17 protein-coding genes are annotated in these 20,034 nt (G+C 66.1%); 4 read left to right on the top strand and 13 right to left on the bottom strand.

Annotated elements, in window-relative coordinates; translation table 11 throughout:
• The first annotated feature begins 41 nt into the window (after nucleotides 1–41).
• Nucleotides 42–1,454: a glucose-6-phosphate dehydrogenase gene (locus AC5RWA_RS17400; protein WP_275731312.1), complete on the top strand. Its 1,413-nt coding sequence runs from the start codon at nucleotides 42–44 to the stop codon at nucleotides 1,452–1,454.
• A 116-nt stretch (nucleotides 1,455–1,570) separates the two neighbouring features.
• Here AC5RWA_RS17400 and AC5RWA_RS17395 read toward each other — a convergent pair whose 3' ends face one another.
• Nucleotides 1,571–1,909, bottom strand: a complete 339-nt coding sequence (locus AC5RWA_RS17395) for a P-II family nitrogen regulator (RefSeq protein WP_015937412.1) — start codon at nucleotides 1,907–1,909, stop codon at nucleotides 1,571–1,573.
• Complete coding sequence (locus tag AC5RWA_RS17390; protein WP_115525555.1) at nucleotides 1,906–3,270, bottom strand: ammonium transporter; 1,365 nt, start codon at nucleotides 3,268–3,270, stop codon at nucleotides 1,906–1,908. Before AC5RWA_RS17390 ends, AC5RWA_RS17395 begins: the two co-directional genes overlap by 4 nt.
• Nucleotides 3,271–3,496: 226 nt before the next feature.
• Here AC5RWA_RS17390 and AC5RWA_RS17385 point away from each other — a divergent pair, with 226 nt between their 5' ends.
• Nucleotides 3,497–4,738, top strand: a complete 1,242-nt coding sequence (locus tag AC5RWA_RS17385; protein WP_494058482.1) for an MFS transporter — start codon at nucleotides 3,497–3,499, stop codon at nucleotides 4,736–4,738.
• Between the two features lie 31 nt (nucleotides 4,739–4,769).
• Here the strand turns inward: AC5RWA_RS17385 and ftsY are convergent, their stop codons facing one another.
• From ftsY to coaD, 7 genes are all read right to left on the bottom strand, one after another.
• Nucleotides 4,770–5,975, bottom strand: a complete 1,206-nt coding sequence (gene ftsY, locus AC5RWA_RS17380) for a signal recognition particle-docking protein FtsY (protein ID WP_115525557.1) — start codon at nucleotides 5,973–5,975, stop codon at nucleotides 4,770–4,772.
• An 83-nt stretch (nucleotides 5,976–6,058) separates the two neighbouring features.
• Nucleotides 6,059–9,646, bottom strand: a complete 3,588-nt coding sequence (smc, locus tag AC5RWA_RS17375; protein ID WP_494058481.1) for a chromosome segregation protein SMC — start codon at nucleotides 9,644–9,646, stop codon at nucleotides 6,059–6,061.
• A 171-nt stretch (nucleotides 9,647–9,817) separates the two neighbouring features.
• Complete coding sequence (mutM, locus tag AC5RWA_RS17370; protein WP_494058480.1) at nucleotides 9,818–10,789, bottom strand: bifunctional DNA-formamidopyrimidine glycosylase/DNA-(apurinic or apyrimidinic site) lyase; 972 nt, start codon at nucleotides 10,787–10,789, stop codon at nucleotides 9,818–9,820.
• A gap of 5 nt (nucleotides 10,790–10,794) precedes the next feature.
• Complete coding sequence (rnc, locus tag AC5RWA_RS17365) at nucleotides 10,795–11,523, bottom strand: ribonuclease III (RefSeq protein WP_115525560.1); 729 nt, start codon at nucleotides 11,521–11,523, stop codon at nucleotides 10,795–10,797.
• Nucleotides 11,524–11,544: 21 nt separating this feature from the next.
• Entirely contained in the window at nucleotides 11,545–11,748 is a 204-nt protein-coding gene (rpmF, locus tag AC5RWA_RS17360) for a 50S ribosomal protein L32 (protein WP_009356569.1), read from the bottom strand.
• A gap of 36 nt (nucleotides 11,749–11,784) precedes the next feature.
• On the bottom strand, nucleotides 11,785–12,309 hold the full coding sequence (locus AC5RWA_RS17355; protein ID WP_115525561.1) for a YceD family protein: 525 nt from the start codon (nucleotides 12,307–12,309) through the stop codon (nucleotides 11,785–11,787).
• A 122-nt stretch (nucleotides 12,310–12,431) separates the two neighbouring features.
• The gene (gene coaD / locus AC5RWA_RS17350; RefSeq protein ID WP_079598947.1) at nucleotides 12,432–12,932 is read right to left on the bottom strand and encodes a pantetheine-phosphate adenylyltransferase; all 501 of its coding nucleotides are present in this window, start codon (nucleotides 12,930–12,932) and stop codon (nucleotides 12,432–12,434) included.
• A 43-nt stretch (nucleotides 12,933–12,975) separates the two neighbouring features.
• Between coaD and AC5RWA_RS17345 the strand changes: the two genes are divergently transcribed.
• Together AC5RWA_RS17345 and AC5RWA_RS17340 are read left to right on the top strand one after the other, a co-directional pair.
• Nucleotides 12,976–14,205, top strand: a complete 1,230-nt coding sequence (locus AC5RWA_RS17345) for an aminotransferase class I/II-fold pyridoxal phosphate-dependent enzyme (protein ID WP_494058479.1) — start codon at nucleotides 12,976–12,978, stop codon at nucleotides 14,203–14,205.
• Nucleotides 14,205–14,993 (top strand): spermidine synthase, encoded by a 789-nt coding sequence (locus AC5RWA_RS17340; RefSeq protein WP_494058478.1) that lies wholly within the window; start codon nucleotides 14,205–14,207, stop codon nucleotides 14,991–14,993. Before AC5RWA_RS17345 ends, AC5RWA_RS17340 begins: the two co-directional genes overlap by 1 nt.
• A gap of 44 nt (nucleotides 14,994–15,037) precedes the next feature.
• Here the strand turns inward: AC5RWA_RS17340 and rsmD are convergent, their stop codons facing one another.
• From rsmD to thiL, 4 genes are read right to left on the bottom strand one after another with little or no spacing between them, the layout of a single operon-like run.
• Nucleotides 15,038–15,667, bottom strand: a complete 630-nt coding sequence (rsmD, locus tag AC5RWA_RS17335; RefSeq protein ID WP_494058477.1) for a 16S rRNA (guanine(966)-N(2))-methyltransferase RsmD — start codon at nucleotides 15,665–15,667, stop codon at nucleotides 15,038–15,040.
• A 42-nt stretch (nucleotides 15,668–15,709) separates the two neighbouring features.
• Nucleotides 15,710–17,983: an ATP-dependent DNA helicase RecG gene (locus tag AC5RWA_RS17330; RefSeq protein ID WP_494058476.1), complete on the bottom strand. Its 2,274-nt coding sequence runs from the start codon at nucleotides 17,981–17,983 to the stop codon at nucleotides 15,710–15,712.
• Entirely contained in the window at nucleotides 17,973–18,959 is a 987-nt protein-coding gene (locus AC5RWA_RS17325) for a DAK2 domain-containing protein (RefSeq protein WP_079598944.1), read from the bottom strand. The genes AC5RWA_RS17330 and AC5RWA_RS17325 overlap by 11 nt, the downstream gene beginning before the upstream one ends.
• A 22-nt stretch (nucleotides 18,960–18,981) precedes the next feature.
• Nucleotides 18,982–19,932, bottom strand: coding sequence for a thiamine-phosphate kinase (thiL, locus tag AC5RWA_RS17320; RefSeq protein ID WP_494058529.1), 951 nt, complete (start codon nucleotides 19,930–19,932; stop codon nucleotides 18,982–18,984).
• Nucleotides 19,933–20,034: the final 102 nt, after the last annotated feature.

Below are 20,034 nucleotides of genomic sequence, written 5' to 3'. Positions count from 1 at the left end.
TAGGGTACCAAGTCGGGCACCCAAGATGGCATGCTGGCAAAATGACGAGCCAAACAACTGTAAGAACCCTGCTCATCCTCGGTGCCTCCGGCGATCTTACCGGCCGGCTCCTCCTGCCCGGGCTGGCGCGGCTGGTGGCGAAGGGCCGCGCGGCAGGGCTGCGGCTCGTTGGGGCGGGATCTGATCCGTGGACCCCGGAACAGTGGCGGGAGAGGGTGCATTCGTCGTTTGCTGCAACCGCCGAAGCCGCAGCCGCCGAGGGACAGGAAGCGCTTCAGGCGCTCGAAAAGGAAACTGTCTACCATCAGCTGGACGTCACCGCCGGCGGCGGCCTTGCCGCACTGCTGCGCAGCCTCGAGGGGCCCGTGGCCGTCTATTTTGCGCTCCCGCCGAAGATCAGCCAGCTCGCGTGTGAGGCCTTGCAGCCCGAGGACGTCCCGGACGGGACGCGGCTGGTGATGGAGAAACCGTTCGGGTCGGGCGAGGAATCCGCACGGTCCCTTAACCGGACCCTGGTGCGGCTGGTGCCCGAGGACCACATCCACCGGGTTGACCACTTCCTGGGCAAGGCCACCGTGCTGAACATCCTGGGCCTGCGCTTTGCCAACAACTTCCTTGAGCCCGTCTGGAACCGCCACCACATTGAAAAGGTGGAAATCATCTTTGACGAGGACCTGGCCCTGGAAGGGCGGGCGCGCTACTACGACGGCGCCGGCGCCCTCCGGGACATGATCCAAAGCCACCTGCTGCAGATTATGGCCCTGATGGCCATCGAGCCGCCGGCCACCGTGGGCGAGCGGGACCTGCGCGATGCCATCTCCGCCGTCCTTCGGGCCAGCAGCGTCCGTGCCCCCTTCGCCGCCTCCACCCGCAGGGCACGCTACACCGCAGGCTCTGTGGCAGGAAAGGCGGTGCCGGACTACGCCAGGGAGGAGGGAGTGGACGCGGACCGCGGAACCGAAACCCTCGCGGAGATCCAGATAGGGATCGACAACTGGCGCTGGAAGGATGTCCCGTTCGTCCTGCGGTCCGGCAAGGCTTTGGGTGCCAAGCGCAAGGAAGCCGTGGTCACGTTCCGCCCGGTCCCCCACCTGCCCAAAGGCTTCACGGGCGTGGACTCCCCAAACCAGCTGCGGATCGGCTTCGGCCCGGATACTTTGCAGTTCGACGTCGATGTCAATGGCCCCGGAGACATCTTCAGCCTGAGCCGGGCCACCCTTCAGGCCGAACTGAGTGCCTCCGAACTCCTCCCCTATGGCGAAGTCCTGGAGGGCGTGCTCGCCGGTGATCCCCTGCTGTCTGTCCGCGGCGACACCGCGGAGGACTGCTGGCGGATTGTTGAGCCGGTGCTTCTGGCCTGGCAGCGCAACGACGTCCCGCTTGAGGAGTACGACGCCGGTTCGGCCGGGCCCGCTTCCTGGCCTACCGCAGGGCGTGCTGACAGCGGGTCCTGAGGACCGGGCGCACGACTTACGGCCCTGCGCTATTAACGACAGAGCGGGCAGGAAACCTTCCGGTTTCCTGCCCGCTCCTGCTTTGCTCTTCAGGTTCCGGGAGAAGACGCTCCGCCCTAGATGGCGGCGACTCCCCGTTCACCGGTCCGGACCCGGACGGCTTCGAAAACGTCCATGGTCCAAACCTTGCCGTCACCGGCACGGCCGGTGTTGGAGCTGGCGATGATGACGTCCAGGATGTCGTCAGCTTGCTCGTCCGTCGCCAGCACCTCCACCCGGATCTTCGGCAGGAGATCCACGTTGTACTCTGCACCGCGGTAAACCTCGGTGTAGCCCCGCTGCCGGCCGTAACCGCTGGCCGCGCTGACCGTCAGGCCCTGTACGCCGTAGGCTTCCAGTCCTTCCCGGATGGCTTCGAGCTTTTCCGGCCTGACGATAGCAGTAATCAGTTTCATGCCCCCACGCTTTCCTTGCCTGTTGCTGATTCGTTCTTCTGGGCAGCCGCTGCGGGCTGGTCAGAGGTTTCCTGCTGGTTCTTGCCGGTGATCATGTCGTGCAGCGGCTGGAAGCTTCCACCGTGGCCGCCCACACCGAACTCGTAGGCGGTCTCGGCGTGCAGGCTGAGGTCCACACCCACCGTTTCCTGTTCCTGCGAGACGCGGAAGCCCATGGTCTTGTGGATGGCGAAGGCGATGATCGCGGTCAGGATTGCCGAGTACGCGATGGCGATGCCTGCTGCTGCCAGCTGTGCCCACATCTGGGTCATGCCGCCTCCGTAGAAGAGGCCGCCGCCCACGCCGTCTGTGGGCAGTGCGATGAAGCCTAGGGCAACGGTGCCGATGATGCCGGACACGAGGTGGACGCCTACAACGTCGAGCGAGTCGTCGAAGCCCCAGCGGAACTTCAGGCCAACAGCCAGGGCAGAGGCGACACCGGCCACGACGCCGAGGCCGAGGGCACCGACAGGGCTGACGTTGGCGCAGGCCGGGGTGATGGCCACCAGGCCGGCGACCACGCCGGAAGCGGCACCAAGGGAGGTGGGGTGTCCGTCGCGGATGCGTTCAGTGACGAGCCAGCCGAGCATCGCCGCTGCGGGAGCCGCGAGCGTGTTGACCCAGATGACGCCACCCTGTTCAGCAGAGGAGGCAAGGCCGCCGTTGAAGCCGAACCAGCCGAACCACAGGATGGCTGCTCCGAGCATCACGAACGGGATGTTGTGCGGGCGGTGGTTGGGGTCCTTGCCGAAGCCCTTGCGGTTGCCGATGATCAGGACGAGGATCAGGGCCGCCACACCGGCGTTGATGTGGACGACGGTGCCGCCGGCGAAGTCGATGGCCGGGCCGAGGGCCTGGCCAATCGCGCCTTCCTCACCGAAGAGGCCGCCACCCCACACCATGTAGGCGAGCGGGCAGTACACGAGGGTCACCCACACGGGCACGAACACGGACCAGGCGCCGAACTTGGCGCGGTCAGCGATCGCACCGCTGATCAGGGCCACAGTGATGATGGCAAAGGTGGCACCGTAGCCGACAAGGATAAGGCCGTCCGGCGTGTCTGCCGTGTTGACTCCCTCGAGACCAAAGCTGGTGAACGGGTTGCCGACGATCTGCAGGAAGCCATCACCGCCCGTCATGGAGTAGCCCCACAGTACCCACACAACGCTCACGATGCCGATGGAGATGAAGCTCATCATCATCATGTTCAGTGCTGCCTTGGCACGGGTCATGCCGCCGTAGAAAAATGCCAGGCCCGGTGTCATAAACAGCACAAGTGCTGCCGCCACCATGAGCCAAACGTGACCTGCGGTAAGTTCCATGGTGCACGTCCTCTCTCATCGAATGTTGCGGAATGCTCCGCCTGCCAACGCCTTTTTGCGTCCTGTAAAAATTGTGTCGGCGGCGTGTTTCGCCCGGAGAGGATTTAGATTGCCGCTCTGTTACAAGAACCTCTAGGAAGTAAATGGTGCATATCCGGGTTGTTACGGTTGTGTTTCACCACTCCCGCCGGACCCCGGCCGCACTCTCTGCAAGGAACTCCGCTTCATGACTGCAGCACCCCGCGTGAGCGGCGCCACATCAAGGATTTTGGCGCGCCTTCGGCCGCGACGGGACAAGCTCCCGCGCGACATCAAGGTGATGCTCGCCGCCGCGTTCCTGATCGCGCTTGGATTCGGGCTTGTTGCGCCCGTATTGCCGCAATTCGCCACAACCTTTGGCGTGGGAAACACCGAGGCGGCGGTGATCGTGGCGATTTTTGCCTTCATGCGGCTCATTTTTGCTCCGGCAGGCGGAACCCTGATCGGCCGGCTGGGCGAACGGCCCGTTTACGTGGCGGGCCTGCTGATTGTGGCCGGGTCCACGGCGGCGTGCGCCTTTGCCCAGGACTACTGGCAGCTGCTGCTTTTCCGGGGGCTGGGCGGTGCCGGTTCCGTGATGTTCACCGTGGCGTCCATGGCTCTGGTGGTCAGGCTGGCGCCGCCGGAGAGCCGGGGCAGGGTGTCCGGCGCCTATGCGTCAGCGTTCCTGATCGGCAACGTCTGCGGTCCGATCGTGGGCGGCCTTTTGGCCGGTTTCGGGCTGCGGATCCCATTCCTGGCCTACGCCGGCGCCCTGGTGATCGCCGCAATCGTGGTGCAGACCCAGTTGAGCCACCAGCGCCGCGGGTCCCGGGATTCCCGGGACAAGGCGCCGGACATGCGCTTCGGGGAGGCGCTGGGGACCGGCGCCTACCGGTCAGCCCTGTTTTCCAGCTTCGCCAACGGGTGGGCCACCTTTGGAGTCCGCATGGCCACCGTTCCCCTGTTTGCTGCCGCTGCGTTCGGCTCCGGCCCCGAAGCGGCGGGGCTGGCACTGGCGGTCTTTGCCGCCGGTAACGCCGCCGCCCTGACGTTTTCCGGTCGCCTGGCCGACAGCTTGGGACGCAAACCCATGATGATCTGGGGCCTGCTGGTGGCCGGTCTCGCCACCGCCGGCATCGGCTTCACGTCAGACCTCGGCTGGTTCCTGGCCGCTTCAGTGGTTGCCGGCATCGGCTCCGGGCTCTTTGGCCCTGCCCAGCAGGCCGCCGTCGCCGACGTGATCGGCAGCGGGCGTTCCGGCGGGAAGGTGCTGGCCGTCTACCAGATGACGTCCGACGTCGGCGCGATTGTTGGGCCCGTCCTGGCGGGCGTGCTTGCCGACCGGCTGGGCTTCGGCTGGGCCTTCGGTGTCACCGGCGGCATCATGCTGGTGGCCGCGTTCACCTGGCTCGCCACCCGGGAGACCCTCCAGTCAGCCAGGCCCTAGGAACCGGCCGGGCGCAGGACGGATCCGCAGCTCAGTTCAGCAGCGCGTCCACAAAGCCCTCGGCCTCGAACGGGGCAAGATCGTCCGCGCCCTCGCCCAGGCCGATCAGCTTCACCGGAACGCCGAGGCTCTTCTGGATGGCAACGACGATTCCACCCTTGGCCGTCCCGTCCAGCTTGGTCAGGACGATGCCGGTGATGTTGACAACCTCGGAGAATACCCGTGCCTGGTTCAGGCCGTTCTGGCCGGTGGTGGCATCCAGGACGAGCAGCACCTCATCAACTTCGGCAAGCTTTTCGATGACGCGCTTGACCTTGCCGAGCTCGTCCATCAGGCCGACCTTGTTCTGCAGACGTCCGGCGGTGTCGATCATCACGACGTCCACTTCCTGGTCAATGCCTGCCTTGACGGCTTCGTAGGCCACCGAGGCGGGGTCGGCGCCGTCAATGTCGGACTTGACGGTGGGGACGCCAACACGCTGGCCCCACGTGGCAAGCTGCTCGGCGGCTGCGGCGCGGAAGGTATCGGCGGCGCCCAGCAGGACGTCCTTGTCTTCGGCCACCAGTACGCGTGCCAGTTTGCCCACGGTGGTGGTCTTACCCACACCGTTCACGCCCACCACCATCATGACGGCGGGCTTGTCGGCGTGGCGCTGGACATTGAGGCTGCGGTCCATGGTGGGGTCCACCAGCTTGATGAGCTCCTCGCGGAGCAGTTTCTTGACGTCCTCCGGGGTCCGGGTGCCCAGTACCTTGACCCGCTCGCGCAGGGCATCCACAAGCTGCATGGTGGGCTCGGTGCCAAGGTCTGCCAGAAGGAGGGTTTCCTCTACTTCGTCCCAGACGTCCTCGTCGATTTTGTCGCTGGAGAGCAGCGCCAGCAGGCCTTTGCCCATGATGTTATTGGAGCGGACCAGCCGCTCCCGCAGGCGCATGAGCCGGCCCGCCACGGGCAGCGGGGTTTCCACCGGAATGACTTCCAGCCCTGCGGCGGTGTCGGGAACAGTGGTGGCGTCCAGGTCATCGAGGGCAATTTCCTCCGGTGCCTTCCGGTCCGCCACCGCCGGGCCGTCAGCCACCAGGGTGCTGCCGCCGGACTGGATTTCCGGATCGTTGGCGTCACGGGTACCCGGGTACCTGGTGATGTTCTTCCGAGTCTTCAGCAGGACAGGAATCAGCCCGCCGATAACCGCCAGGGCAGCAACAATGGACAGGATAATGGGAAGGATGTCATTCACTCCCCTAGCTTCTCACAAACGGAACAGGCGTTTTGGGCGGCATAGGACGCTTGACCTGCCCCGACGCCCCCGGGATCCCGTGCCTATACCTCGGCGCCGAGCCGCTGGCTGATCACGGTGGAAACGCCGTCACCCCGCATTGTGACGCCGTAGAGGGCGTCCGCCACTTCCATGGTGCGCTTCTGGTGGGTGATCACGATGAGCTGGCTGGATTCCCGCAATTCCTCGAAGATGGTGATGAGCCGGCCGAGGTTGGTGTCGTCCAGGGCGGCCTCCACCTCGTCCATTACATAGAACGGGGACGGCCGCGCCTTGAAGATCGCCACCAGCAGTGCCACTGCGGTCAGCGACCGTTCACCGCCGGACAGCAGCGAGAGCCGTTTGATTTTCTTGCCGGCGGGGCGGGCCTCCACCTCGATGCCCGTGGTGAGCATGTCCGCGGGATCCGTGAGGACCAGCCGTCCCTCGCCGCCGGGAAAGAGCCGTTCGAAGACCCTGACGAACTGGGCTTGGGTGTCTTCGAAGGCTTCCGTGAAGACCCGCTGGACCCTGTCGTCCACTTCCTTGATGATGTCCAGCAGGTCCTTGCGGCTGGCTTTGAGGTCCTCAAGCTGTGTGCTGAGGAACTGGTGCCGCTCTTCCAGCGCGGCGAATTCCTCCAGCGCCAGGGGGTTCACCTTGCCGAGGCTGGCAAGATCCCGCTCGGCTTTCCGCAGGCGTTTCTCCTGCTCCGGGCGGTCATAGGGCTTGCCCTCCCTGATCTCCTCCCCGCCGGCATCAACGGGCGCGCGAAGGGCGGCCCATTTGTCGGCGCTTTCGTCCGCGGGAACCGGAACAGGCACGTGAGGCCCGAACTCGTCCACCAGGGCGTCGGGGGTGATCCCCAGTTCATCAATGGAGCGCGTCTCCAGCGCCTCGATCCGTGCGCGCTGTTGGGCACGGGCCAGCTCGTCCCGGTGCACGTTGTCCGTAAGGTCGGAAAGCTCCCGGGCCAGCGCCTCATTCGCGTTCCGGATTTCCTTCAGCCCCCGGTCCCGCAGCTCACGGTTCTCCTCGGCGAGGTCCCGCTCGTGCCGTGCGAGGTCAACGGAGATGTCCACGTGGCGGAGTGCGAGGCCTACGGCTGCCGAAACTGCCGCTGCGCGCCGGGCCTGGATGCGACGGCGGCGGGCCCGTTCGGCCGCTTCCTCGCGGGCCCGGCGTTCCGTGGCGGCAGCACGTTCCAGCGATGCCACGCGGTTGCGGGTGGCAGAAAGCTGTTCCTCCGCGCTCCGCAGGGACAGCCGCGCCTCCACTTCGGCGGCGCGGGCCTGGGACGCGGTCCGGGCCAAAGCGTCCCGGTGTTCAGTTGACGGCTCCTGCTCCAGCGGCACCTCCTGCGCCGCCGCCAGGCGGGCAGCGACGGCGGCGAGCGCTTCTTCCTCCGCCACAACGTTTGCCTCGGAACGGACCAACGAAGCCGCCAGCCTGTCACTTTCGCCGACGGCGCTGCGCAGCAGGGAGTTAAGGTGGCCGAGGCGTTCCGCCACTGCCGCCAGCCTCGCGTCGGACTCGTGGAGCTTGTCCAGGGCCGCGTCTGCCCGTTCCTGCGCCTCGGCGCGCCGGGCTTCAGCGCCTGCCAGGGCGAACCTGTTTTGTTCCATCGCGGTGGTCACCGCCGAAAGCTGTCTGTCGGCGTCGTCCACGGCGGCCTGGACTTCAAGCAGTGACGGCGTCCTGGCCGAGCCTCCCGTAACTGACAGCGCCGTGAAAATGTCCCCTGCGCGGGTAACGGCCGTGAGGCCGGGCTGCGTCGCCACCAGTGCGGCGGCGCCTTCAATGTCGGGAACGACGGCGGTACGGGACAGCAGGTGCCTGACCAGTGCCAGGGACCTGCCGTCGCCGGACACCAAGGCCGCGGCCCATTGGGCGTCCCCGTGCAGGTCAGGCAGGGTTGTGTCCTGCAGGTCAGCGCCCGCCGCGGAAGCGATGAGGACGGACGCCCGGCCGGCGTCGTCGTCCTTGAGCCGCTGCAGTACCTCGGCGGCCGTGGACGGGTCCTGTACAACAATCGCCTCCGATGCCTCCCCCAGTGCGGCGGCAACCGCCGTTTCGAATCCGGACTCCACCGTGAGTTCCGCGGCGAGGCTTGCGTGCACGCCGGGGATTCCGGACTGCAGGACATGCCTGGCGCCGTCCTTGCGGTCCAGCCCAAGCTTCAACGCATCCCGGCGGGCTGCCAGGGCGTCACGCTTGCGGATCCCCTCGTTGATGGCTGCCTTCAGGTCCGTGATTTCGCTGAGGACGCCGTCCAGGGCAGCACTTGCGGCCTCGTAGTCGGCATCGAGCGATTCCTCGCCCTCTTCAACTCCTGCCACCTGGTTTTCCAGGGCTGTGAATTCGGCCTGTGCGCGGGCACGGCGCTCGGCACCGGCGGCCACCGATTCCCGCAGCCTGCCCAGCTCGGCCTGCGCAGATTCGACCCGCGACCTGGCCGCCGCCACTTGTCCTGCCAGGCGGGCCAGGCCCTCGCGCCGGTCCGCCACGGCGCGCAGCTCCGCGGTAAGCCGCTGATCTTCGGCATGGGCATCCCGTTCGGCCTGGACCTTTGCGGCAGTGGCGGATTCCAGGGCGCCCCGCCGGTCCAGGATGGACCGTTCGAGTTCGGCAAGCTCCTCGCGGACACGCGCGGCCTGGCGTTCCAGCTGTTCCGGATCCCGTCCCGGGGGTGGTGCGGAATCCACGGACCCGAGCAGGCGGCTGCGGTCCCCGGCGAGCGAACCGAGGGAACGAAGCCGCTCCCTCGCCGCCGACAACCGGTACCAGGTATCCCTGGCGGCGTTCAATGCCGGGGTGGCCTCCGCCGCCAGCTGCTCAAGCGTTGCCTGCTGCCGGCGGCCCTCCTCCAACTCCTGGTTGACCACCGTCCGCCGGGCCTTGAGAGCCTCTTCGTCCGCCACATCCTGTTCCAGGGCAAGCTGCATCTGGACAAGGTCGTCAGCCAGCAGCCGGGCGCGGGCGTCCCGGACGTCAAACTGGACGCGCTGGGCCCGGCGGGCCACCTCGGCCTGCTTGCCCAGCGGTGTGAGCTGGCGCCGTATTTCGCCGGTGAGGTCGGAGAGGCGCTGGAGATTGGCCTGCATCGCCTCGAGTTTGCGGACCGTCCGTTCCTTGCGCCGGCGGTGCTTGAGGATGCCGGCCGCTTCCTCGATGAAGCCCCGCCGGTCCTCAGGCGTGGCATGCAGGATGCGGTCCAGCTGTCCCTGCCCCACGATGACGTGCATTTCCCGGCCGAGGCCCGAATCGGACAGGAGTTCCTGGATGTCGAGCAGGCGGCAACCTGCGCCGTTGATGGCGTATTCGGACCCGCCCGTGCGGAACAGGGTCCTGGAGATGGTGACTTCACTGTATTCGATCGGCAGGGCACCGTCGGTGTTGTCGATGGTCAGCGAAACGTGGGCCCTGCCCAGGGGCGGCCGCCCCGATGTGCCGGCGAAGATCACATCCTCCATCTTGCCGCCGCGGAGGGTTTTGGCGCCCTGCTCGCCCATCACCCAGGCCAGCGCGTCCACCACGTTCGACTTGCCGGAACCGTTCGGGCCGACTACGGCAGTGACGCCCGGCTCAAAGTCGAAGGTGGTGGCGGACGCAAAAGACTTGAACCCCCGGACGGTGAGGCTTTTGAGGTGCAAGGCGTTTCGGATCTCCTGAGTGGCTGTAGCGGCTGCTTTCGCAGACCCTAAATCTACTTCGTCTCCGGCCAAAATACGGGATTCCCACGGCTTCCGCCGTGCACTCCGGCGGCCCGGTTCCCGCCGTTCACCGGACCACCGCCAGGGATCGCGTCCGTACTTACGGAGTGGCTACCAGTGTCCGTTGCGGGGACGGGGCTGGCAGACCGGGCAGGTGTGCGATGAGCGGTTCATGAACTGCTCACGGCGGATCGTGGCGTGGATTCCGGCGGCCGCGCAGCGCTTGCAGGGCTCGCCTTCGCGGCCGTAGGCGTTGAGGGACCTGTCAAAGTATCCGGAGGCCCCGTTGACGTTCACGTAGAGGGAGTCGAAGCTGGTCCCGCCTGCTGCAAGTGCATCGAGCATCACCTCGCGGGCGCTGCTGACCACTCTTTCGGCTTCACCCCTGCGCAGTGTCTCGGTGGGCCGGGCGAAGTGCAGCCGCGCCCGCCACAGTGCCTCGTCAGCGTAGATATTACCGATGCCGGACACCAGGCCCTGGTCCAGGAGAGCGCGTTTAAGCCCCGTTTTGCGCTTCCGCAGCCGGCGGTGGAAAAGGTCGAAAGAGAAAGCCGGGTCCAGCGGGTCCCGGGCAATATGCGAGGCCTCTTCCGCAATCAACGGGACGGGAGTCTCGGCCAGGCCGCCCGGGCCGCCGTCGTCCGTGGGCACCATGGCCGTGACAAAGAGGCCTCCAAAAATCCGCTGGTCCACGAACCGCAGTTCTTCCGGCATCCCATCACGGGCGCTGAGCCGGAACCGCACTTTGAGATGCTTTTCGTCCGGGACCTGGCTGTCCTGCATCAGGAGCTGGCCGCTCATGCCCAGGTGCGCCATCAGCGCGACAGCGGGCCGCCCGAACGCGTCGGGGGTAGGTGCCTCCTGAGCGTGGGAGTTGTCCGAAAGCGGCAGCCAGAGGAATTTGCCCCGGCGCACCACGTCGGTCACCGTGGCGCCTTCGAGGTTGCCGATGAAATCCTTGACCCCGAGGGAGTGGCGGCGGACTGACCGCGGGTCCAGTACATCAACGGCCTCGACGGTCCGGCCGCGGACCCAGCTCACCAGGCCGCGGCGGACCACTTCCACCTCTGGGAGTTCCGGCACGGCGCCTACTTGGCTGCTACGGAACCGGTGGACTTGCCGGATGCGTCGGAAGGACCTGTTCCGGAAAGGACGCGCCAGGCATCGGCTGCGGCTTCCTGCTCGGCTTCCTTCTTGGAGTGTCCGGAGCCCTTGCCGCAAGGCTTGCCACCGATGTTCAGGACTGCCGTGAAAGTCCGGGCATGGTCCGGACCCGCACCGTCCACAGCGTAGTGGATGGTGCCCAGCTGGCGGCTGGCGGCAAGCTCCTGGATGCTGGTTTTCCAGTCTGTCCCCGCACCGAGCACGGCCGCGTCCTTCAGCAGGGGCCCGATGAGCCTCATGACAAGCTGGCGTGCGGTCTCGATATCGTTTGACACATAGGTGGCACCGATCAGCGCCTCCATGGTGTCGGCCAGGATGGACGCCTTGTTCTTGCCTTCGGTGAGCTTCTCGCCCTGCCCAAGGTAGATGTAGTCGCCAATTCCAAGGCTGCGTCCAATGTTTGCCAGCGCGCGTGTGCTGACCACGGCTGAGCGGCGCTTTGCCAGGTCTCCCTCGGGAAGGTCCGGGTTGTCCCGGTAGAGGGCATCAGTAACGGAGAAACCCAGGATGGAGTCGCCGAGGAATTCCAGCCGCTCATTCGTGGGAATGCCGCCGTTTTCGTAGGCGTACGAACGGTGCGTGAGCGCAAGACGAAGCGTCCCGGCGTCAATAGTGACACCGAGACGCTTCAGAAGCTCTTCAGTTGAAGACATCAGGTCAGCCTTAGTGGCCGATTAGACGTCAGCGACCTTGCGGCCCTTGTACTCAAGGAACAGCGCAGTGCCAGCAGAGTCGGTAACGACCTTAGCCTGGTGCGGCAGGCTGTAAGTAACCTGGCCGTTCTCAACGGTCTTCACCAGGTGGGGGGCGGTCGCCTTCCACTGCGAGCGGCGGGCGCGGGTATTCGAGCGAGACATTTTCCGCTTGGGAACAGCCACGGCTAACTCATTTCTCTCTAGACAAACACGTACAAATCAATTTTGCCGGTCAGGCTTAGCCATATCAGCTAGGGCAGCCCAGCGAGGATCCAAGACCTCGTGGTGGTGCCCCGGCTCGTCTTCCAGGCGAACTCCACATTCGGAGCAAAGACCCTGGCAGTCTTCCCGGCACACCGGCTGGAACGGCAGGTTGGTGACAACCGCGTCCCGCAACACCGGTTCAAGATCGATTACATCGTGCTCGACTCGACGTTGCTCTTCATCATCTTCTTCGTCCGAAAGCTCAACACCTTCATAGAAGAAAAGTTCTTGCACATTGACCTCAAGGTCATACGCAAGGGGATCCAGGCATCGACCGCACTCACCGGTTACTTCCGTGAGGACGGTTCCTGATACCAGAATTCCTTCGTGTACGGCCTCAAGCCTCAGATCCAGCTCGACATCCGAGCCTTCCTGAACACCAATGAGCGCCACACCAAGGTCACTTGGTGCGGGTACATGTTCCTTCAGTGTCCGCATGCTTCCCGGGCTGCGCCCGAGGTCCTTGACGTCGAACGCCAAGGGCGAACCAGCATCTCTTTTAATGAGAACTCCTGTTGAACATATGACCGACGTACCATCTTAGCCTGAAGAGTCACGGGGACTCAAACCGGCGGCCGGCGGCGCCGAAGTACCGGACCAGCCTACCGCCTCGGCAGCTGATCCTGTGCAGGCTCGCCAGTCAGCATCCTCCGTTGGACGGATCTTGGGACGTACTCAGACACGCTGCCGCCAAGGGCTGCCACCTCTTTGATCAGGGTGGAGGACAGGTGGACATAGTGGGCCTCGGCCGGCAGGAAGACTGTTTCCACGCCGCTCAGCTGCCGGTTCATGGTGGCCATAGGCAGCTCGTAGTCAAAATCCGAGGACGACCGAAGCCCCTTGACGATGGCCGACACACCGCGCTGGCGGCAATATTCGGCCAGCAGGCCCTCCCCCACCGGCTCAACCACGATGCCTTTGAGCGAAGCGAGGGTCTCGCGTGCCATCTCCAGCCGCTCGTCCAGGGTGAACCTGTACTTTTTGGCGTAATTGGTGGAAATCGCGACGATGACTTCGTCAAAGAGTCCGGCCGCCCGTGCGATGACTTCAAGATGGCCGTTGTGGATGGGGTCGAAGGATCCTGGGCAGACAGCTCGTCTCATGCTCCGAACCTACCCCATGAAAAGCCCGGGATACCATGACTGGATGCATCCTCCACGGGAACTTTCCCCGCCCCTGGCTCCTGCTCCCTGGCAGCGCGCCGCGCTGGGCGCCAACCTCCTGGCACCCGACGGCAGCCTGGGTGTCACCATCTTCGAAGAGATGACCGGTTTGGCCCTCCAGACCGGCGCCATCAACCTCGGCCAGGGCTTTCCCGACGAGGACGGGCCGCTGGAGATCCGGGAGGCAGCCCGTGCCGCGATTTCTGCCGGAGCAAACCAGTACGCGCCCGGCAAAGGCCTCCCGCAGCTGCGCGAAGCCGTCGCCGCGCACCAGGAGCGCTTTTATGGGCTCACGTTGAACCCGGACACAGAGGTCATCGTCACCACCGGCGCCACGGAAGGTATCGCAGCAGCCCTTCTCGCGTTTGCCGGTCCCGGCGACGAGGTGCTGACCTTTGAACCCTTCTACGATTCCTACGGAGCAGTGATCGGCCTCGCCGGCGCCACCCACGTGACGGCGCCGCTGCTTGCCCCGGACTTCCAGCCGGACATGGCAGCCCTTGAGGCTGCCTTCAGCGAACGGACCCGCGTGGTGCTGCTGAACAATCCGCACAACCCGACCGGTGCGGTCTTTCCCCGGAACGTGCTTCAGCGCGTGGTGGACCTCGCCCGGAAACACGGCAGCATCATCATCACCGATGAAGTCTATGAACACCTCACGTTCGGTGTTTCGCATCTGCCGGTGGCATGCCTGCCTGGCGCAGCGGAGCGGACCATCACCATCTCATCCGCCGGAAAGACCTTTTCCCTCACCGGCTGGAAAATCGGCTGGCTCTCAGGTCCCGCGGAGCTCGTGGCTGCTGCCCGCACCGTGAAGCAATTCCTCACCTACAGCTCCGGGACGCCGTTCCAGGCAGCCATCGCTGCGGGGCTGGCACTGCCAGACGCTTTTTACACGGGCATCGCCGCGGACCTGGAGCATAAGCGCAACATCCTCCGCCAGGGACTGGCCGCCGCCGGGTTTGATGTGTTTTCCCCGCAGGGCACGTACTTCATCAATGTGGACACCGCCCCTCTGGGCATCGAAGACTCCGTTGACCTGGCCAGGCGGCTTCCGGCCCTGGTTGGCGTGGCCGCAATCCCGGTCCCGGTGTTCTGCCATCCGGAGGGCGCCGCCAGGACGCGCAGCCTGCTCCGTTTCGCCTTCTGCAAAAGGACCGAAGTTCTTGAAGAGGCCGCGGAACGGCTTGCCACGCTCAGCGGAAGGCTCTGATGGCCACCAGGAGCCAGGGGCACGCGGCACGGTTCCTGCAGACCACGGGCCAGCATGCCTCCATCGAACCGGACGCGTTCACCGAGGGCAGCTATGTGCTCAGCATCGGCGGTTCCGAGCAGTCGCACGTAAATCTTGCCCACCCCGAAGAGATCTTCTACGAATACCTCCGGCGGATCGGGCATCTGGTGGATCTCGCAGCGCCTCCCGGAGTCCCTGTGAAGGCACTCCATCTCGGGGCAGGGGCGCTGACGCTGGCGCGCTACATCCAGGCCACCCGGCCTGGGTCGCAGCAGTACGCAGTGGAGCTGGAGCGTGAGCTGCTGGACTTTGTCCTGCGCCAGCTTCCGCTTCCGGAGGGAACGGACCTGCGGACCATCACGGGCGACGCCCGGGAGGCACTCGGTGAGCTCGACCCCGGCCTGATGTTCGACGTCGTGATCCTGGACATCTTTTCCGGGCCCGAGGCCCCGGCCCATATTGCCAGTGCGGAGTTCTACCGGGAGGTGCGGGCACGGCTTGGCCCGCGGGGCGTGCTGGTGGTCAATGTGGGCGACGAGCCGGGCCTGACGCTGGTCCGCAGCCAGGTGGCGGCGATGCGGCAGGCGATGGCTGATGTGGCCGCCTTTGCCGAAGCAGGGATGTTCCAGGGACGCTATCCGGGCAATATCATCCTGGCCGGAACGCAGGTGCCGTGGCCGGAGGAGTGGTCGGCGGAACTCGTCGCCCGCGGCCCGCACCCGGCAAAAGTGCTGGCAGGAGTGGATTTGGACCCGCTGGCGGGATAACCGTGTGGAATGTGGCCCTGCCGGGGTGGCTCCCCCGGCCGGGGCTAGTACCCGGATCCTTCCGGTTCTGCCACCGGCGGAACGTCATCTCTGTCGATGGCGTCGGGGACGAAGGGCTCCGCGAACCACAGCCTGGTTTCGCCGTATTTCTTTTCCGCGAACCGTGCCAGGGCGTCGGGCCATTGCGGTTCAGGGGAACGGGACGAGCGTTCCACCACCACCACCGCCGCCGGTGCCAGGTGGGCGGAAAGCTTCTGGAGGACGGCGGCCAGCGCCTCCTCCTCCAGCGGATACGGCGGGTCAAGGAATACGAGGTCCCAGGTATCGTCGGGCGCCGCGCGGTCCAGAAACGGCTCGACCTTGGAACGGTGCACCGTGACGGCTTTGCGGCCGAGGACGCCATTGATGAGGTCGGCGTTCCGCTGGCAGACAGCGCTGGCCTTGGCGTCAGACTCCACGAGTTCCACCGTCCGGGCTCCACGGCTGCCGCTCTCCACCCCCAGCGAACCCGACCCGGCGTAGAGATCGAGCACGCGGGCGCCTGCGACGACGTCAAAGGCGTCAAGGCGGGAGAAAAGGGCCTCCTTTACCCGGTCGGTAGTGGGCCGCGTCAGGGAGCCCGGGACCGCTGACAGAGGGGTGCCGCCGGCGGCACCCGCGACGATCCTGGTCATGTGCTCCACCTGAATCCATTGCCGCGCACTGCGGCCTCCTGCTTAACCGCGCTCAAGGAACGCCTCCTTCTCCGGGTTGAGGTACTTATCAATGGCATCCGCGAGTTCCGGGTGGCTGGACAGGAAGGGATCCTTCCCCACGATGTCCTGCGCGTCCTCCCGGGCCCGGGCGATGACGTCCTCGTGTTCCAGAACACGCAGCAGTTTCAGGGTGGAACGCCCGCCGGACTGGGAGGCACCGAGGATGTCACCCTCACGACGCAGCTTCAGGTCCTCCTGCGAAAGGATGAACCCGTCCGTGGTCGCAGCCACTGCCTCCAGCCTTCGCCGGCTGGGATGAGCGGGCTCCAGGGCCGTGACCAGCAGGCATGTTCCGGGCAGGCCGCCGCGGCCCACGCGCCCCCGGAGCTGGTGCAGCTGGGAGATGCCAAACCGGTCGGCATCCAGGATCACCATAAGCGTTGCGTTATGCACGTCGACACCCACCTCGATCACCGTGGTGGACACCAGCAGTTTGACGCTGTTGCCGACGAACCCTGCCATGGTGGCGGACTTGACCTCAGGATCCTGGCGCCCGTGGAGCGGAGCCAGCGGGACGCCGGCGAGGGACGGTTCGGTCGAAAGGTGCTCGACGACGGCAGCCACCGATGCGAGTTCGCGTGACGCGTCGTCCGACTCGAGGCCGGGCGGTTCGGCTTCGCCGGGGCTGAAATCGCCGTCGTCGTCCGTGCCGATTTTGGGGCAGACGACGTACACCTGGTGACCTGCGTCAATCTCCTCGCGGGCGCGGGCCCAGATGCGCCCGGCCCAGGCCGGGTTCTCGGGGAGGCCCACCAGATGCGTGGTGATGGGAGCCCTGCCCTTCGGCAGCTCGTCGAGGGTGGATGTCTCCAGGTCACCGAAGACGGTCATGGCAACAGTGCGGGGAATGGGCGTGGCAGTCATGACCAGCAGGTGCGGGGGCTTTCGGGCCTTGGCACGAAGGGCATCGCGCTGCTCCACGCCGAACCGGTGCTGCTCGTCCACCACGATCAGTCCAAGATCGTAGAAGGACACATTGTCGCTGAGCAGGGCGTGGGTGCCGATCACAATGCCTGCCGTCCCGGACGCCGCGTCCAGCATGGCCTGCTTGCGCGCCGCGGTGGGCATGGACCCGGTGAGGAGGGTGACCTGGACGGATGCGCCATCCGGTCCGGCAAGCCCGCCGAGCAGGCCGTCCCGGGAGAGCGGTCCGAGGGTGCGGCGAATTGAGTCATAATGCTGGGCGGCGAGGACTTCCGTGGGTGCCAGGAGCGCCGCCTGGCCCCCCGCGTCAACCACCTGCAGCATGGCCCGCAGAGCCACCACCGTCTTGCCCGAGCCCACCTCCCCCTGCAGCAGCCGGTTCATGGGGGTATCCTGGGCCAGTTCCGCGGCGAGCGTCTTCCCGACGGCGGCCTGCCCGTCTGTGAGCGTGAAGGGAAGGCTTCTGTCGAAAGCGGCCCGGACCCCGTCTGCCACCGGCCGGCGGGCAGTGGCTTCTTCCGAGGCGAGTTGGGCCCGGCGCCGGGCGAGCGCGGACTGCAGGACCAGGGCTTCGTGGTACCGGAGCCGTTCCCGGGCCCGCTTCCAGTCTGCGGCAGTCTCCGGCGCATGGATGAGCCGGTAGGCCTGGGCCAGGGACAGGAACTTCTCCCGCTCGGCAACCTTGGGCGGCACCGGGTCCGGAAGCGAAGCGAGGTCCACGGTCTCAAGCAGTGTTGTAATGACCTTCTGGATCTTCCAGCTGGGAAGTTTGGCGGTGGCGGGATACACCGGAATAGGCATGGCCGCCAGCTTCTCCGGATCCTGGCCGCCGTCGCTGAACGGGTCCTCATCCAGGACATGGAAATCGGGGTTCGTGAGGCCCAGGACACCGTTGAAGCTGGTGACCTTGCCGGAGAACAGTGCACGGCGTCCCTGCAGCAGTTCGGCCTTGGCCCGGTATCCGTTGAAAAAGCTGATCTTGAGCGTCCCGGGGACCTTGCCCCGGTAATCCGTCCCGCCTACCACCCTGAGGCCTGCCTTGCCGTCGTCGTCCGAAACCACGACGTCGGTGATGCTGCCGCGGCGCGCCCGCATGGTGCGGGTGCTGCTGGACAGGACCCGGGCGATCAGGGTGACCTCCTCATCGCGCGGGATTTCGCTGATCGGCGTCAATTCACCGCGGGTCAGGTACCGGCGGGGAAAGTAGTTCAGCAGTTCTTCCACCGTGGTGATGCCCAGGTGCTTCTCGATGACGGCGGCGGAACGTTTTCCCATGCGGCGTTCCAGGCCCAGGTCCAGCTCAGCGTTCATGCCCACTGGAGTTCACTGCGTCCGTGTCCGGATCACGCGGCAGCGCGAGTTCGCTGATGCTGATCTGGGAGGGTTCCCCCAGGGATCTGATGATAGCGACCGCGGGGTCGGGGTCGGGGACGTGGACGTGCACCCGCCACCGGTAGTTCCCGTCGGCATCCATGCCGCTCCCCACCTGGCTCATGATGACCGACTCGCCGATCTCGTCCAGCCGTTGCCGTAGTGTGGCGGCATTCAGGGGTGAAAGGCTGATGGTGCACATGACCTCCACACCGTCGTCGTCCGGCATGTCGGTGTGGATGTGCGGATCGGCGACGTCATAACCGTGGAGGCCGTCAAGGAGTTCGCTCTGCAGTTCCTCGCCCAGTACAGCGGAGCGCAGGCAGTCAAGGATCAGGAGCATTCCCACTCCGCCGGCGTCCACCACATGCGCGCTGGTGAGTGCGTCAAGCTGGTCCTCGGTGTGGATGACGGCCGTGAGTGCCGCTTCGACGGCGGCGTCCAGCACAAGGCCCAGGGCGTGGTTGCTGTCATCTCCGTTTTGCCCGGCATCCACGGCCGCTGCTGCGCGTGCCGCAGCTTCCATCACGGAAAGCATGGTGCCTGGAACGGGGTCGCTGAGGGCGGACCAGGCACGGATCTGGGCCCGGTTCAGGGCTGCCGCCAACAGTGTGGACGTCAGCCGGGTATGGCCCGCGAGCGGTTCGGCAGCGGCGCACAGGAACACAGAGAACAGCGTGCCGGAATTTCCCCTTGCCTCTTCGAGGGCGGCCTGGCCGGCTGTGGCCAGCACGGCGCCGACGTCCATCTGGACCGGCTGGTCTCCGCTGGTGGCAAGGGCCCGGGCCGCGGCACGTACCGTCAGGTAGAGGTTGGTTCCTGTGTCCCCATCCGCCACCGGGAAGATATTGATGGCATTCAGGCGGTCGCTGTGGTTGCCCAGGGCAGTCTCAGCCTTGCCCAACCACCTCTTCATCGCTTGCGCGTTGGCGGCAACCTTAGTGTGCAAAGTGATCCCATCCCCCGGTGTCCGCGGACCGGCCCGCAATCATGACGCCCGGGCCTTCATCGATTCCCAGTGCTTGTACCGAGCCTATCGCAGTGAATCCCGCAGGCAGCTGGAAGCCCGGCGGGAATGTGGCGAGGAGTCCGTGGTCCTCGCCGCCGCCCAACACCCATTCCGCTGCGTCCATGCCCAGCAGCTCCGCTGCCGGATGCAACACCGCTGCCAGGCGCGCCAAGTGTCCGGGGTCGAGGTCGATGCCGACATTGCTGGCAACCGCCATGCGCCGGGCATCGCGCAGCAGTCCGTCCGAAACGTCCAGCATGGCTGTCGCTCCGGCTTCCCTGGCGGCCGGCCCTGCGGCGAGCGGTGGCCGCGGCCGGCACTGGAGGTCAAGGAAGACGCGCTGCTCCGGGGCGAGGAGTTCCACGTTCATGGGGGATTCAAGAAGGGCCAGGCCTGCGGCGGCATGCCCGGCAGTGCCTGCCAGCGCCAGGATGTCACCCGGGCGCGCGCCGGAGCGGAGGACCGCCTCTCCCCCATGAAGGGTGCCCACCACGGCCACGGTGACAGAGATTTCGCGCCCGCGGCCCAGGTCGCCGCCCGCCACCGAGCAGCTGTCCGCCCCGAGTTCCCTGATGCCCGCTGTAAGGCCGTCCGCCACGCCTTCAACCCAGCTGACGGGAGTGTCCGGCGGCAAGGTGAGGCTGACCACCATGGACGTTGCCGTTGCCCCCATGGCGTTGATGTCGCTCAGGTTTTGCGCTGCCGCTTTCCACCCCACGTCAAAGCCGGTGGTGCGGTAACCATTGGACCAGCGAAGGCGGAAGTCCTGGTCTTCAACCTGGGTGTCAATGCTGATGACAGTCTTTCCGTCAGGGGCAGCCACCACGGCGGCGTCGTCCCCCGGGCCAAGGAGGGTGGCTGCGGAGTGGGCCCCTGCCATGGAAAGCCGGGGAAAGATCCGGGCCAGCAGTTCGGCTTCGGAGAGGTCTGCCACGGCCGGCGGCTGTCCCGGTCCGGACCCGTCCGGGCCGGCCTGGCCTGC

It is taken from the genome of Arthrobacter sp. 210 2 (genome assembly GCF_059093025.1).
Note: the sequence above shows the minus strand (reverse complement) of the source record. Positions and strands in the feature narration are given on the sequence as shown.